Annotated in this window: 13 protein-coding genes; 5 read left to right on the top strand and 8 right to left on the bottom strand. The window is 54.1% G+C overall.

The genetic code is table 11. From position 1 onward, the window contains the following. The first annotated feature begins 99 nt into the window (after nucleotides 1-99). The gene (locus tag PJE062_RS18275) at nucleotides 100-1,041 is read left to right on the top strand and encodes a LysR substrate-binding domain-containing protein (protein WP_008550904.1); all 942 of its coding nucleotides are present in this window, start codon (nucleotides 100-102) and stop codon (nucleotides 1,039-1,041) included. Nucleotides 1,042-1,131: 90 nt separating this feature from the next. Here the strand turns inward: PJE062_RS18275 and PJE062_RS18270 are convergent, their stop codons facing one another. The 3 genes from PJE062_RS18270 to PJE062_RS18260 are packed head-to-tail and all read right to left on the bottom strand — an operon-like array spanning nucleotide 1,132 to nucleotide 2,825. Then, entirely contained in the window at nucleotides 1,132-1,749 is a 618-nt protein-coding gene (locus tag PJE062_RS18270) for a pyridoxamine 5'-phosphate oxidase family protein (RefSeq protein WP_008550847.1), read from the bottom strand. A gap of 14 nt (nucleotides 1,750-1,763) precedes the next feature. Continuing rightward, nucleotides 1,764-2,228, bottom strand: coding sequence for a nuclear transport factor 2 family protein (locus PJE062_RS18265; RefSeq protein WP_008551220.1), 465 nt, complete (start codon nucleotides 2,226-2,228; stop codon nucleotides 1,764-1,766). Nucleotides 2,229-2,279: 51 nt separating this feature from the next. After that, a complete protein-coding gene (locus PJE062_RS18260; protein ID WP_008550845.1) occupies nucleotides 2,280-2,825 on the bottom strand; it encodes a carboxymuconolactone decarboxylase family protein in 546 nt (181 codons plus the stop codon). Between the two features lie 130 nt (nucleotides 2,826-2,955). Here PJE062_RS18260 and PJE062_RS18255 point away from each other — a divergent pair, with 130 nt between their 5' ends. Continuing rightward, nucleotides 2,956-3,855, top strand: coding sequence for a LysR family transcriptional regulator (locus PJE062_RS18255; protein ID WP_008550799.1), 900 nt, complete (start codon nucleotides 2,956-2,958; stop codon nucleotides 3,853-3,855). 57 nt (nucleotides 3,856-3,912) lie between these two features. Here PJE062_RS18255 and PJE062_RS18250 read toward each other — a convergent pair whose 3' ends face one another. From PJE062_RS18250 to PJE062_RS18240, 3 genes are read right to left on the bottom strand one after another with little or no spacing between them, the layout of a single operon-like run. Beyond that, a complete protein-coding gene (locus PJE062_RS18250; protein ID WP_008550950.1) occupies nucleotides 3,913-4,701 on the bottom strand; it encodes an enoyl-CoA hydratase-related protein in 789 nt (262 codons plus the stop codon). A gap of 2 nt (nucleotides 4,702-4,703) precedes the next feature. Then, on the bottom strand, nucleotides 4,704-6,017 hold the full coding sequence (locus PJE062_RS18245) for a membrane protein (protein ID WP_008550948.1): 1,314 nt from the start codon (nucleotides 6,015-6,017) through the stop codon (nucleotides 4,704-4,706). Next, nucleotides 6,017-7,654, bottom strand: coding sequence for an AMP-binding protein (locus PJE062_RS18240; RefSeq protein WP_008551189.1), 1,638 nt, complete (start codon nucleotides 7,652-7,654; stop codon nucleotides 6,017-6,019). Before PJE062_RS18240 ends, PJE062_RS18245 begins: the two co-directional genes overlap by 1 nt. A gap of 152 nt (nucleotides 7,655-7,806) precedes the next feature. Between PJE062_RS18240 and PJE062_RS18235 the strand changes: the two genes are divergently transcribed. The 3 genes from PJE062_RS18235 (at nucleotide 7,807) to PJE062_RS18225 (ending at nucleotide 10,086) form a co-directional block, all read left to right on the top strand. Further along, on the top strand, nucleotides 7,807-8,625 hold the full coding sequence (locus PJE062_RS18235; protein WP_008551242.1) for a DUF6502 family protein: 819 nt from the start codon (nucleotides 7,807-7,809) through the stop codon (nucleotides 8,623-8,625). Then, entirely contained in the window at nucleotides 8,622-9,515 is an 894-nt protein-coding gene (locus PJE062_RS18230; protein WP_008551138.1) for a DUF5666 domain-containing protein, read from the top strand. The genes PJE062_RS18235 and PJE062_RS18230 overlap by 4 nt, the downstream gene beginning before the upstream one ends. Nucleotides 9,516-9,690: 175 nt before the next feature. Next, a complete protein-coding gene (locus PJE062_RS18225) occupies nucleotides 9,691-10,086 on the top strand; it encodes a hypothetical protein (RefSeq protein WP_037037577.1) in 396 nt (131 codons plus the stop codon). Nucleotides 10,087-10,167: 81 nt separating this feature from the next. On the opposite strand, the gene PJE062_RS18220 is transcribed toward PJE062_RS18225, so the two are convergent. Together PJE062_RS18220 and PJE062_RS18215 are read right to left on the bottom strand one after the other, a co-directional pair. Next, on the bottom strand, nucleotides 10,168-11,601 hold the full coding sequence (locus tag PJE062_RS18220) for an NAD(P)(+) transhydrogenase (Re/Si-specific) subunit beta (RefSeq protein ID WP_008551195.1): 1,434 nt from the start codon (nucleotides 11,599-11,601) through the stop codon (nucleotides 10,168-10,170). A gap of 13 nt (nucleotides 11,602-11,614) precedes the next feature. Continuing rightward, nucleotides 11,615-13,189, bottom strand: a complete 1,575-nt coding sequence (locus tag PJE062_RS18215; protein ID WP_008551193.1) for a Re/Si-specific NAD(P)(+) transhydrogenase subunit alpha — start codon at nucleotides 13,187-13,189, stop codon at nucleotides 11,615-11,617. Nucleotides 13,190-13,217: the final 28 nt, after the last annotated feature.

The raw sequence follows: 13,217 nt of genomic DNA, 5'->3' as shown, positions 1-13,217 counted from the left end.
GATTTCGACTTTGACCTATAAAATCAAAATGATTTAATCTATTAGTGTATAGAAAAAAATTATGGGGCATGCGATTGCCTCACAATTACAGGCAGTTACATGAACCTGAGTTTTCGACAGTTGCAGGCATTTCGTGAAGTGATGCGCACCGGTTCCATCTCTGAAGCGGCACGTACCCTTGGCAGAACGCAACCTGCGGTAAGTTCTCTGATCTCCAATCTGGAGCAGGAACTAGGCATCGAGTTGTTTGAACGGCAGCGAGGAAAACTGATCCGAAAACCGGAAGCGCAGTTCTTTTTGGGAGAAGCGGAAGCCATTCTGGACCGCCTTGCGCGCTCAACGCGGACCATGCGTGAGATCGGCTCCCTACAACAAGGTCGGCTCAACGTGGCATTCATGCCAGCGTCCTCTCAGGTGCTCGTACCGCAACTGATCTCAGAGTTTGTGCAGGACAAGCCGGATGTGAAAGTCTCGCTGATGATGCGCGGTTCCAACGTGATTGAGGAGTGGGTGGCTTCTCAGCAGTATGACGTTGGCTTGGCTGAGACCCCTGCCCCGAACACAGCGCTGTTCACCCATGACTTCTTGCTCAACTGTATCTGCGCTCTGCGCAGTGATGATCCGTTGGCCCGCAAGGAGATCATTGAAGCCAAAGATCTTTCGGGAAAGCCATTGGCAACGCTGCCAGAGATGCACCCAAACTGCGTTTCTACGCGGATGGCCTTTGAGGACCAGAGAGCAGAGTTCAACCAACGCTTTGAGCTGCGTAACTTTTTGCCTGCGCTGAAGTTGGTGGAAGATGGCCTGTGCTACTGCATTTGTGACCCGATGACAGCGGATGGCTATCTGAACACGGCTCGGGAACACAGCTCGCTTGTCTTCCGTCCGTTTGCGCCAAAGGTGGTTCTGGCGATCTCCATTCTCCTTCCCTCCCAACGACCAGCATCTGCATTGGCGGATGCGTTCGCTGCAAAGCTGATTGCGGCGGTGACAGAGATTGAGAAGAAGCAGTGGGGTGATTTTTATGGTGGCCCACAATAGGAAAATGATAGTGCGTATTCCCGATATTAGGGCCAGATAAGTCTCGGGAATACGCAGTAACGGGTGAGGTTGCCCACCCGCTATTCTTGTTCAGTTGGTTTCTACGGCGCTTTGCAGCTTCTGGATCTGTGCTTCCAGCTCTGCAATCTTCTGTTCTTTTTCTTCCAGCGCCGATCTCACCCATTCTGCATCCACGCGCACAGGAATGTGCTGCGGGCAGTTGGCATCCCACGCATCAATGGTGAAGATGATCGCCTGCTCTGGGGCAGCGCGATAGGGCTGGTCGTACTGCATCAATTGCTCGATCAGTTCAGGATCGTTTTCAATGACTTTGGCCGTGCCCCAGATCTTGATGCGCGTCTTTTGCAGGTAATCGATCAGGAAGATGAAGGCCTTGGAGTTGTCCTCCAGATTGCCCTGACTGATGTACTGCCGATTGCCGCGAAAATCCGCAAAACCGAGGCGCCGATTGTCGAGCACCTTCAGGAAACCCATCGGTCCGCCGCGGTGCTGAATATATGGCTGACCATCTGCATTGGAGGTTGCCAGAAAGAAACTGCGCTGCGCGGCGATGTATTGCGCCAGATCGTCGGTGACTTCGGTCTTCCAGCCACCGCTTTCTTCCATGCTGGCATAGCCATGGCGCGAGCCTTTGCGGCTCTGGATGGCTTTGACGGTGGGCGTAAAGGCAATATCACTGGAATACATGGGGGTTCCTCCAGTTAAAGACCCAGATCACTCAGGCTGGCATGATCATCCGGGCGGCGACCGAGGGGCCAATGGAACTTGCGCTCCTCCGGCTTGATCGTGTGCTCATTGATGCTCGCAATGCGGCGCTTCATCAGGCCGTCTTCTGCGAACTCCCAGTTTTCGTTGCCATATGCGCGGAACCACTGTCCGGAGTCGTCATGATACTCATAGGCAAAGCGAACTGCGATGCGGTCACCTTCATAGGCCCATAGCTCTTTAATAAGGCGGTAATCGAGCTCTCGGGTCCATTTGCGAGTGAGCAGCTGCTCAATCTCGTGGCGACCGGTTACAAATTCGGCTCTGTTCCGCCATTGGCAGTCTGGCGTGTAGGCCAATGCAACCTTTTGCGGATCCCTTGAGTTCCAGCCATCTTCCGCCGCACGGATCTTGGCGCTGGCTGTTTCCCGTGTGAACGGTGGGAGTGGTGGTCTGGTCATGACGATCTCCGGAAGGGTGGCAGGTGGATTGGGCCCCACCTGCCTGTGGTATCAGGCAAGTTCTTTAGCGGCTGGGAAGTCCACTTCCGTTCCCAGAACCTCGTTCATGTAATTGGTCAGCGTGTTCAGGGCCACATGTCCAACAATCTCAACGAGCTCTGCATCGGAGTAGCCTGCATCGCGCACAGCCTGCACTGCTGCATCGGAAACCTGACCGCGGTTCTTGACGACGGCGACCGCGAACTCAACAGCAACAGCGGCTTTCGCGTCCTCTGAGCTGCCTTTGCGGTTCTTCACGATCTCATCTTCAGAGAGCTTGGCAAGGTTGGATGCAAGGTAGGTGTGTGCGGAGAGGCAGTAGTTACAGCCATTCAGCTCGGCCACGGCCAGAGCGATACGCTCTCGGGTTGCGGCGGGCAAAGTTCCCTTGCCAAGCGCGCCGTTCAAACCGAGGTAACCTTCCAGGGTTTGTGGGCTGTTGGCAACGATACGGAACAGGTTCGGCACGGAGCCGAGCTGAGACTTAACGGCCTGAAGGGAAGCCTGAGACTCCTGAGGAGCGGCTTCGATGGAGGATGGGGTAGAAATGCGTGACATTGATTATCTCCTTATTATTGAAACCGGATGATGGTCTTCATGTAACCAATGTTTGAAAGGAAATAATTGGGCTTCTGTGCAATTCACTATTACACTTGCTGTAATAAATGAGTGTGATTGCGGGATTGTTATGGACAAACTTGAAACAATGCAGGTCTTCGTGGAGGTGGCTGAGCGGGAGAGTTTCGTGGAAGCCAGCAAAAAGCTTGGCCTTTCAGCTCCTGCGGTGACCCGCTCCGTCGCCCGGCTGGAGCAATCCCTTGGCACAAGATTGTTCAACCGAACCACCCGCCATGTCCGCCTGACAGATGCGGGTCGGCATTATCTGTGTGACGTGAAAGGCATTCTGGAAAGCGTTGATCAGGCGGAAGCCGCAGTAACGGGCAGTTTCGCAAAGCCGATTGGGGAGCTTTCCATCACAGCCCCCGTATTGTTCGGGCAGAAGTACATCATCCCTCTGATCACCCAGTATCTGGATCTCTATCCGGAAGTCAGCGTCAATGCAGTGTTCTATGATCGCATCGTCAATATGGTGGAAGACAATCTGGATGTGGCCATTCGTATCGGGAACCTGCAGGATTCCAGCCTTTATGCCACTCGCGTGGGGAGCATCCGCCGTGTGATTTGTGCCGCTCCTGAGTATTTTGCGGAGTATGGAGTTCCGCAAACCCCGTCCGATCTGGCAGACCACAAGATCATCCAGCCCACTGCGGTGGAAACCAGCAATCAATGGAAGTTTTCTGGCGAAAAATCGGAGGTGGTGAAGATCAAACCTCACCTGCGCTGTAACCAGAACTGCGCTGCCATTCAGGCCGCTACGGGAGGCGCCGGGATCACGCGCCTGCTGTCCTATCAGGTGGCGAAGGATGTGGCGAACGGAGCATTGCAGTTGGCACTGGAGGAGTATGAACCCGATCCACTCCCGGTCCATATCGTTTACATGGAAGGCCGGCGTGCCAGTGCGAAGGTGAGATCCTTCGTGGATTTTGCTGCCAAGAGATTGCGGGACAATCCTTTCATTGGCGAATAGTTCACCAGAAAAAAACGCCCGGGGTAACCCTCTCACACCCGGGCGCTTTCTTGAGCTCTAAGCGTCTTCCAGCTTAGCCTGCTCATTGAAGTTTGGCTTACGCTTTTCAAGGAAGGCAGTCATGCCCTCCTGTTGAGCGGGAGAGCCAAACAGCGCATGGTACATCTGCCGTTCAAAGCGGATGCCATTTTCCAGCGAGTTCTCATCGGCTGCATTCACACAGGCCCGGGCCATCATGGTGATGTCCCGTGCATAGCCTGCGATAGTCTCAGCCGTTTCCTTTGCAACGGAAAGCAGTTCGTCTGCCGGGATTTTTCGGCTTATGAGGCCCATATCGTACGCTTCTTGCGCATCGATCATACGGCCCGTCAGGATCAGATCCATCGCTCGTGCTTTGCCGACCAGCTTGGTAAGGCGTTGAGACCCACCAATGCCCGGAATACAGCCGATCTTCACTTCTGGTTGGCCGAATTTGGCAGTGTCAGCTGCCAGAATGATATCGCACATCATGGCAACTTCACAGCCGCCACCCAGAGCGTACCCAGAAACCGCAGCAATCTTCGGAATGCGGAGCGCGGCGAAGCGATCCCATCCGGTGAAGAAGTTGCTGGCATACATGCTGGCGTAGTCTTGCTCGTTGAGCTCAGCGATATCAGCACCAGCTGCAAAGGCCCGCTCGTTGCCGGTCAGGATCAGACATCCAATCGTTGGATCGGCGTCGTACTTGGTCGCTGCATCCAGCACTTCTTCCAGTACCTTGGAGTTCAGCGCATTCAGAGCTTTGGGGCGATTGAAACGGATGGTTGCCACGCGCCCTTCGACAGATGTTTCGATGGTTTCATACATGATCAGCTATCCCAGATTGCGCCATAGGCAGGAATGCCGAGGCTTTCCATGTCATGAACGAGTTTGCGGGTCAGTTTCTGGTTGGAGATCACAATCACGGCCTCCGCCCCACTCTCCTGTACTGCCTTCATCGTGAGAGCTGTCAGGTCCGGCTTACCCTGGGCATCCGTATCCCAGATGACAGGATCTTCCGTGCTGGACATAATCTCATCAACGAAAGCATCGCCGTAGGTTTTACGCGGATTGCGCGTCGACCAAATCACCTTGTTCGGGACTTTGCCTGCAAGCAAATGCGGCACGATAGGGCCAATGCCAGAGCCTGTTCCTACGTAGACCACCTTCTTGAACAGGACTTCAATACGAGCCACACCTGAGGTGGTGATGCCTTTTACCCAGACATGGCTTGGTGGGTTTTCAATAAACTCACCGGTCCAGTCCCCTGCCCGGCTGATCGCGAGGCGATACCCCGGCTCATGCGGAGATGGGATATTGGCGAAGGCATGGTACTCGCCAAACGGTGTGTGGCTGATAGCGTTGGAGCTGCCCGGGAATGGAGTGTCTCCGTAGTTGAACTTTGCCAGAACCGCATGGTTGGACGGCTTAACAACATCCACCTTCACACGCTTCAGTGTCAGCCATGGGGAGATGATGGAAAGCGTGATCAGGCAGAGCATCCAGAAGGCTGGAGTTTCCAGCAGCACGCCACCTGTATCCTGCGTGATGGAGATCGTCTGTGCCCAGAAAAGACCCAGAACAGTCCAGCCCACAAAGCGGTGTACCTTTTCAAAGGTGTTGTGATAGCGTGCCCGGAACCCACCTTGAGCGGTGATGATCAGCAGAACCATCAGCGCAACCATGGCGCCGCTCAAAGCAAGCGTCTGGTCTGATGGCAGAGCTGCACCCTCAATACGATTTGCCACCATCGCGTAAAGCAGGAAGCCAAACCAGATTGTGCCGGATACGGTGCTGCTGGAATGAAGTCCGCCAAAGTGGAACACTTTGCCCGCGCCCCAGCGGATCCAAAGTGGCCAACTGGTTGGAACGCGGGTCGCCAGCCAGAACAGAGCATTCACCACCCGTTGCTGGCGGATCAGAATGCCCAAAGACAAGTTGATCAACGCCATATCTGCAATGGCGCCAAGCGCAAAGCCGGTTTCAGAGAACCAGCGGCCATCCTGCAAGCCCGCAATAAAGACTGCAATGTTGACCACCGCAACGAGCACGACAAGTCGGTTGTATTCCATCAAGGATGGATGGCGGGTTACACGGCGCCAGTTGTAGCTGCGCGTTTCGGCAGCTGTTGCTTCAATGGTCATTAATTTAACTCCACACCCTGAGCGTCAATATGGTCTTGTGCCAGCTTCAACAGCAGGCGTTTGTCCAACTTGCCGCGTGGCGTGCGAGGCAGCTCATCCATGGCAAGGATCAGCGTTGGACTGCAATAGTAAGGAAGTTTGTCTTTCACAGACTGAGCGGCATCTTCTGTGCTCACGTTCGCAGGGCTGACAAAGGCCACCAGATTGCGACTATCGAACTTGAGCGTGACGGCCTGATCACAGCCTTCCGTTGCTTCCAATGTGTTAGAAACCCCATCCAACTCCACACGGAAGCCGCGGATTTTCACCAGATCATCAACGCGCCCGAAGTGTTCCAGCTCACCGGTATTGGTCCAGCGACCAAGGTCTTTGGTGCGGAACATCATGTGGCCGGGACGGAATGGGTCCGGACGATACCGATCCAGTGTCAGTTCCGGATTGGCGAGGTAGCCAGCGGTCACACAATCACCACCGGCCCACATCTCACCTTTTTCACCAATGGCAACAGGGCGCAGATTTTCATCCAGAACGTAGACCGTGTTGTTTGGTGTCGGGCGACCGATGGACAGCACTTCCTTGCCCGGATAGTGCGGTTCTGCTGTGTTGATGATGGTGGTCTCAGTCGGGCCACAAGAGTTGTAGAACCGGCAGAAACTGCTCCACGCATCCGCCAGTGGACGCGGGCAAGGCTCACCGGCAACAGCGGCGGTCTGCACTTGCTGGCAACGGGAATGGTCAAGGGAGTTCAAAATGGACGGTGTTGCGATCAACACATCCACTTTCTCTGCTGTCTCCTGAATGCTCTTGCCGCGAATGACGAGCGTTGCACCGTTGGAGATTGCACCAAGAGTTTCCCAGGCCGCCATATCAAAGGCAATGGAGAGAATTTGACCCACCCGCAACCCCGGACGCATACCTAGGTCACCCGGTCCGGTTTGTAGAATGTTACATAGGTTTTTGTGTGTGACCTGAACGCCGTTTGGAACACCTGTGGTGCCAGAGGTGAACAGGATCATGCAAAGGTCATCAGGCTGAGTTTTGTACTGCTCTCCCAATGGTGGCATGGTTGGCAGTGCGTCATCTTCCATCACATCTTCAATGGAAATGAGCGTTTGCCCTTCTGCGACAGGCACCTGCTCGCGCAACTCGCGCAGTGTCAGGATGACTTTCGCGCCCGTGATATTGGCGATGTGGCTCAGCGTCTTTTCCGGAGCAACGCCCACGTGTTGCGGAATGTAAGCAGCGCCAACACGAAGGGCGGCGACAATGCCCACGATCATTGGAATGGAACGGTGTAGGTAGAGACAAACGGCGTCTCCACGCTTTACACCGTGCTGAACCAGCGTGTTGGCCAGCCGATTGGCAGCAATGTTCAATGCACCGTAGCTGATCTCCTCTCCCTGATACTCAGCAGCGATGGCATTTGGCTGTGCAGCCATAAAGTGGTTCATTGCGGAAATGATGGTTGGAAAGCGTGGCGCGGTTTCTGGTCCCCATCCAAATTCCAGAAAACGTTCCTGATCAAAATCGCTCAATGCCGACAGAAGCGGATTGCGTGGTGCAACCCCTGCCAGTTTTGGCATGGCCGGAAACACTGGCCGAATGTCATTTAGATAATCTGCAGCAATATCCCGCATGGCGAGTCCCTCTTATGGTGATAAACACTCATTCTAGATAATGGGAAAAATTCCCATTTGAGTATAACAAGTGTTCAACAAGCAGTAACGAATTCGTAGGATGAAAAATTTTGGTGTAATGATTAGAGAACTGGACAGCACAGGAAACGGAAATGAGTCCCGAGCAAACAGACCCTTTTGAGACTGCCCTCACAGCGCTTCTTGCCCCGCTGGCGAAAGCGATGGTGGCGCGTGGCGTCACAATCGGGCCAGCGACCGAGGCCTTAAAACGCGCCCTGCTGCAAGCCGCACTGGAGGAAACCCCAGGCAAAACGACAGACAGTCGGGTTAGCCTGAAGACCGGAATTCATCGTAAGGATGTCAAACGGTTACGAACCGACGAAAACGGCGGTTCTCTTAAGAAATCCGTTAATGCCTCTGCGCTCGCCATCAGCTATTGGGCCACCGCGCCGGAGTTTCAAAGCAGTGAAGGAACGCCGCGCGACCTGCCTCGGCACGGGAGTGAAAAGGAACCGGGCTTTGATGAACTTGTGCGTTTGACGCGCGCAGATATGGCGCCGGGAACGGTTCTGGAAGCGCTTATTGAACAAGGTGTCGTTACGGAATTAGATGACGGATTTTATCGTTTATTGACTCATGCCTTACTTCCGGCTGCTGGAAGTGCAGAACAGGTCGCGGCCTATCAGGCGACGCTTTCCACCCATCTGACAGCGGCTACCCACAACTTAATTGCTCCTGAAGGAACCTCCCTCAATTTTGATCGAATCCTGCGCTACTCACATTTATCTGATGAGTCAGTTGAGAAGCTGAACAGGCTGACGCAAGAGAAAGCCCAGATGCTTTTGGAAGAAGTCAACGCTCTGGCGAGGGAGATGCAGATGAATGATGCGGAACAGACCGCAAATGGCCGTTTTGCCTTTGGGGCCTACGTCCTTCCAAAAAAGCCGTCCTCTGATGAGGCGGCTGCATGATGGTTTGGAGGCACACACTTTCCGCTCTGATTGCGTCCAGTTTTCTAATCGCTCCAGCTGCAGGACATGCAGAAGAGGAGCGTGAAGGCGGTATTTTGGGGACCGGCATTGTCGGTACGATCACACGCCTTGGCAGTATCATCGTCAACGAGCAGCGGATCACCTTCCCTGCTGACCTGCCGGTGAAAAACGAACTTGGCCCCCTCACCGCCGCACAGTTGGTGCCGGGAGATACGGTCGCAGTTGTGGCGGATCTGGCCGGTGCTAACTGGGAAGCCCAAAGCATCCGGCGCATTTTGCCGATCATCGGTCCAGTCTCAGAAATCAGCGCTGATGAGACCGGTAGAACCTTTGAGATCATGGGAACGGCTGTCCATGTTCCGCTGTCCGTTGCGACTACTGTGAAGCAAGGTGACTGGGTTGCGATCAGCGGTCTCTGGCAAGACGAAGATGTGGTCGCAACGCGCGTTGAAGTGGTTCCACCACGCCAGTCCGCCGTGATCATTGGCAGCAACCTTTCCGTCGGCGCCAGCAACGTGCCTCAGATCGGGAACACCTTGATCGCAGGCATCATTCCGCAACACGTGGAATCTGGTGATGTCATTCGGGTGACTGGCATTCCTGAAGCTGGCAGCATCCGAGCCACTTCTTTGGAAACCGGCATCTTCGACGGCAAAGTCGGCCTGGTTCAGGCGGAAGGCTACTTGTCTCCACCAACCTCCAAGGGCCTTTACACCCTCCTCGGCTCCGGCATGGTCGCCTTCACCGATCAACCCGACATGATCGACGAAACCGCCAAAGTCCGCCTCTGCGGTTATGAGGGTAAGCTCGGCGGTGACTCCACAGCAGACGCGAGTCCAGAACTGCTTGAGAAGCTGGGCTGTCAGTAAGAGATACAGGAACGCGTTGCACCAGAACTACGCGTTCCTGATCGATATCATATACATGCGTATATCTACCCCATACGGTTGTGCTTGATTAAAATTGCGGGCATTAGCTTTTAGTGGTTGGATTGCCTAAAGCTGAATGAGCTTACAGGCGTGCCAGGATTGATGGGGAATTGATATGATTAAGTATATTGCCGGTGCAGCATTTTTAATTGCGGGAGTTGGTACTGCAGCTGCCGAAACACATTCGGGCGATGTGCGCGCAAACAGATCGACGATTGTAAACAAACATTTCTATTACAACGCCCAGCAGTGTACGTCGGGTCCTATTGCTCAGGTGAAACTAAAAAAGAAGCCAAAACATGGGACAGTTAAGATTGTAAGGGCTACATGGAGTCCGCCAAAAGGAAAGCGCTGTTCCAATAAGAAATTCAAGGGGGTAGACATCATCTATACTCCGAAGAAAGGGTACCGTGGCCCAGATGAATTTTCAACCAAGTATTCTATGCCGCGATATACTCAGGGTAGCGCCTTGAACTACTACGGCGACACCTACAAGGTTCAAGTGAAATAGAGTTCGTCTCTCTTTTGCTAAAAGAAAAACCCCGGAGTGTTCATCACACTCCGGGGTTCTTTGTTTCAACTCTGGTTCAGCTTAGCTGATTTTGCCGAGCAGGGCGTCCATGGAAGACTTTGCATCACCGTAGTACATGCGGGAGTTTTCCTTGTAGAACAGTGGGTTCTCGATACCGGAGTAACCGGTGCCCTGACCACGCTTGGAGATGAACACGTGCTTGGCTTTCCAGACTTCCAGAACTGGCATGCCAGCGATTGGGGAGTTTGGATCTTCCTGAGCAGCCGGGTTCACGATGTCGTTTGCACCGATGATGATCACAACATCTGTATCCGGGAAGTCATCGTTGATCTCGTCCATTTCCAGAACGATGTCATAAGGTACTTTCGCTTCAGCCAGCAGAACGTTCATGTGACCTGGCAGACGACCTGCAACCGGGTGGATTGCAAAGCGGACGTTTTTGCCTTTGTCACGCAGACGCTTGGTCAGCTCAGAAACGGACTGCTGTGCCTGAGCAACAGCCATGCCGTAACCTGGTACGATAACGATGCTGTCAGCTTCAGAAAGGGTTTCTGCAACGAAGTCGGTATCCGTTGGAACCATCTCGCCTTCGATTTCCTGAGCAGGACCAGAGGTGTTACCAAAGCCACCCAGAATAACGGAGACGAAGTGGCGGTTCATCGCCTTACACATGATGTAAGAGAGAATTGCACCAGAAGAACCAACGAGCGCACCCACAACGATGAGAAGATCGTTGCCAAGGGAGAAGCCGATCGCTGCTGCTGCCCAACCTGAGTAGGAGTTCAGCATGGACACAACAACAGGCATATCTGCGCCACCGATACCCATGATTAAATGGTAACCGATGAAGAATGCCAGCAGAGTCATCAGGATCAGAGTCCAGATACCTGCATCGTTGAAGTACATGATGCCCAGAATAATGGAAGCAATCGCAGCACCTGCGTTCAGCGCATGACCGCCCGGCAGTTTAATCGCCTTGGAGTTGAGCTTACCAGCCAGTTTGCCGAATGCAACGACAGAACCGGTGAAGGTAACCGCACCAATGAACACGCCAAGGAATACTTCTACGCGAAGAATGGAAACTTCGACGCTAGTCTTTTTCGCCAGCACCGCAGCAAAACCTTCCAGTGCTTTACGTGCAGTGTCGTCCATTGCAAGAACACGGCCCAGCTCGATATCAGCGTTAAAGCCAACGAACACAGCAGCCAGACCAACCAGCGAGTGCATGGCAGCGACCAACTGAGGCATTTCGGTCATCTGCACACGTTGTGCCACGTAGTAACCAATCACGCCGCCAGCAGCGATCAGGATGACGGAGAGCAGCCAGAGGCCAGAACCCGGGCCGATAAGCGTGGCAAAAACAGCCAGCGCCATACCCGCGATACCGTACCATACAGCACGTTTAGCACTTTCCTGACCGGACAGACCGCCCAGAGACAGAATGAAGAGAACAGCCGCAACAACATAAGCGGCGGTAGTGAAACCAAATTCCATAGTACCGGCCCCCTTAAGACTTCTGGAACATGGCGAGCATGCGCCGGGTTACGAGGAAGCCACCGAAGATGTTGATACCAGCCATAAAGACTGAAACAGCAGCAAGGAGAATGACAAGCCAGCTGCCAGACCCGATTTGCAACAGTGCACCCAAGATAACGATGGAAGAAATCGCGTTGGTAACAGCCATCAGCGGAGTATGCAGAGAGTGTGCAACGCCCCAGATAACCTGGAAGCCAACGAAACACGCCAGAACAAACACGATGAAGTGCTGCATGAAGCTAGCTGGCGCAACAAGGCCAACGAGCAGCAGTAACGCGCCACCACCAGCAAGCAGAGCAACCTGCTTCTTGGTCTGGTCTTTGAAGGCCGCAACTTCAGCTGCACGGCGTTCTTCCGGTGTGAGCTCCGGTGCTTTTTCCTTCGGCTTTTGCGCGGCAATCGCAGCGATTTTCGGCTTTGGCGGCGGGAAGGTGATTTCCCCAGCCTTGGTTGCTGTTGCACCGCGGATCACATCGTCTTCCATGTCGATGTTGATCTGACCGTCCTTCTCAGGGGTCAAGTCTGTCATCATGTGACGGATGTTGGTTGCGTACAGCGTAGACGACTGCGTTGCCATGCGGGATGGGAAGTCAGTGTAACCGATTACGGTGATGCCGTTCTCGGTGACGATCTTCTCGTCCATCTTGGTCAGTTTGCAGTTGCCACCCTTTTCAGCAGCAAGGTCGACAATCACGGAACCCGGCTTCATGGACTGGACCATGTCCTCGGTCCAGAGCTCAGGCGCATCGCGGCCTGGGATCAGAGCTGTGGTGATGACGATGTCGACTTCCGGTGCCAGCTCACGGAACTTCGCCAGCTGTGCTTCGCGGAATTCTGGTGAAGAAACAGAAGCATAGCCGCCTGTGGCTGCACCGTCCTGCTGCTCTTCCTCAAAGTCCAGATAAACGAACTCAGCGCCCATGGACTCGACCTGCTCAGCCACTTCCGGGCGAACGTCGAAAGCCAGAGTGATTGCGCCCAGAGATGTGGACGCGCCGATTGCGGCAAGGCCGGCAACGCCAGCGCCGATGACGAGCACTTTGGCTGGCGGCACTTTACCGGCAGCGGTGATCTGACCGGTGAAGAAGCGACCGAAGTTGTTACCAGCTTCAATAACAGCGCGATAACCGGCGATGTTGGCCATGGATGACAGGGCATCCATCTTCTGCGCGCGGGAAATACGCGGCACCATGTCCATCGCCAGCACGTTCACCTTCTTATCGGCAAACTGCTGAAGGAGCTCACCATTCTGGGCTGGCCAGAAGAAGCTGATGACGGTTTGTCCTTCGTGTGTCAGTTCCAGTTCAGAAGTTTCGGGCGGACGGACTTTGATAACAATATCAGAGGTTTCCCAGAGCGTTTTTGCGTCTGCAATAACCTTTACGTCAGCCTCTGTGTAATCTTTGTCTGAGAAGTTTGCAGCTTCACCTGCACCGGATTCAATAGCGCACTCGTATCCCAGCTTTTGCAGCTGTCGGGCGCTGTCCGGCGTCAACGCGACCCGACGTTCCCCGTCAAGGACTTCCTTGGCAGCCCCTATGATCATGTTCTAACCTCTTGCCTGTTAAATAGGT

Origin of the sequence: Pseudovibrio sp. JE062 (assembly GCF_000156235.1) — a bacterium.
Lineage (GTDB): Bacteria > Pseudomonadota > Alphaproteobacteria > Rhizobiales > Stappiaceae > Pseudovibrio.
This window is presented reverse-complemented; position numbering and strand designations above follow the sequence as displayed.

What these genes read in the sequence shown, in the direction of transcription:
- PJE062_RS18220 (WP_008551195.1), bottom strand. Translation starts at nt 11,601, where the DNA reads ATGGAATTTGGTTTCACTACCGCCGCTTATGTTGTTGCGGCTGTTCTC.
- PJE062_RS18275 (WP_008550904.1), top strand. Translation starts at nt 100, where the DNA reads ATGAACCTGAGTTTTCGACAGTTGCAGGCATTTCGTGAAGTGATGCGC.
- PJE062_RS18240 (WP_008551189.1), bottom strand. Translation starts at nt 7,654, where the DNA reads ATGCGGGATATTGCTGCAGATTATCTAAATGACATTCGGCCAGTGTTT.
- PJE062_RS18250 (WP_008550950.1), bottom strand. Translation starts at nt 4,701, where the DNA reads ATGTATGAAACCATCGAAACATCTGTCGAAGGGCGCGTGGCAACCATC.
- PJE062_RS18225 (WP_037037577.1), top strand. Translation starts at nt 9,691, where the DNA reads ATGATTAAGTATATTGCCGGTGCAGCATTTTTAATTGCGGGAGTTGGT.
- PJE062_RS18230 (WP_008551138.1), top strand. Translation starts at nt 8,622, where the DNA reads ATGATGGTTTGGAGGCACACACTTTCCGCTCTGATTGCGTCCAGTTTT.
- PJE062_RS18260 (WP_008550845.1), bottom strand. Translation starts at nt 2,825, where the DNA reads ATGTCACGCATTTCTACCCCATCCTCCATCGAAGCCGCTCCTCAGGAG.
- PJE062_RS18215 (WP_008551193.1), bottom strand. Translation starts at nt 13,189, where the DNA reads ATGATCATAGGGGCTGCCAAGGAAGTCCTTGACGGGGAACGTCGGGTC.
- PJE062_RS18255 (WP_008550799.1), top strand. Translation starts at nt 2,956, where the DNA reads ATGGACAAACTTGAAACAATGCAGGTCTTCGTGGAGGTGGCTGAGCGG.
- PJE062_RS18235 (WP_008551242.1), top strand. Translation starts at nt 7,807, where the DNA reads ATGAGTCCCGAGCAAACAGACCCTTTTGAGACTGCCCTCACAGCGCTT.
- PJE062_RS18270 (WP_008550847.1), bottom strand. Translation starts at nt 1,749, where the DNA reads ATGTATTCCAGTGATATTGCCTTTACGCCCACCGTCAAAGCCATCCAG.
- PJE062_RS18245 (WP_008550948.1), bottom strand. Translation starts at nt 6,017, where the DNA reads ATGACCATTGAAGCAACAGCTGCCGAAACGCGCAGCTACAACTGGCGC.
- PJE062_RS18265 (WP_008551220.1), bottom strand. Translation starts at nt 2,228, where the DNA reads ATGACCAGACCACCACTCCCACCGTTCACACGGGAAACAGCCAGCGCC.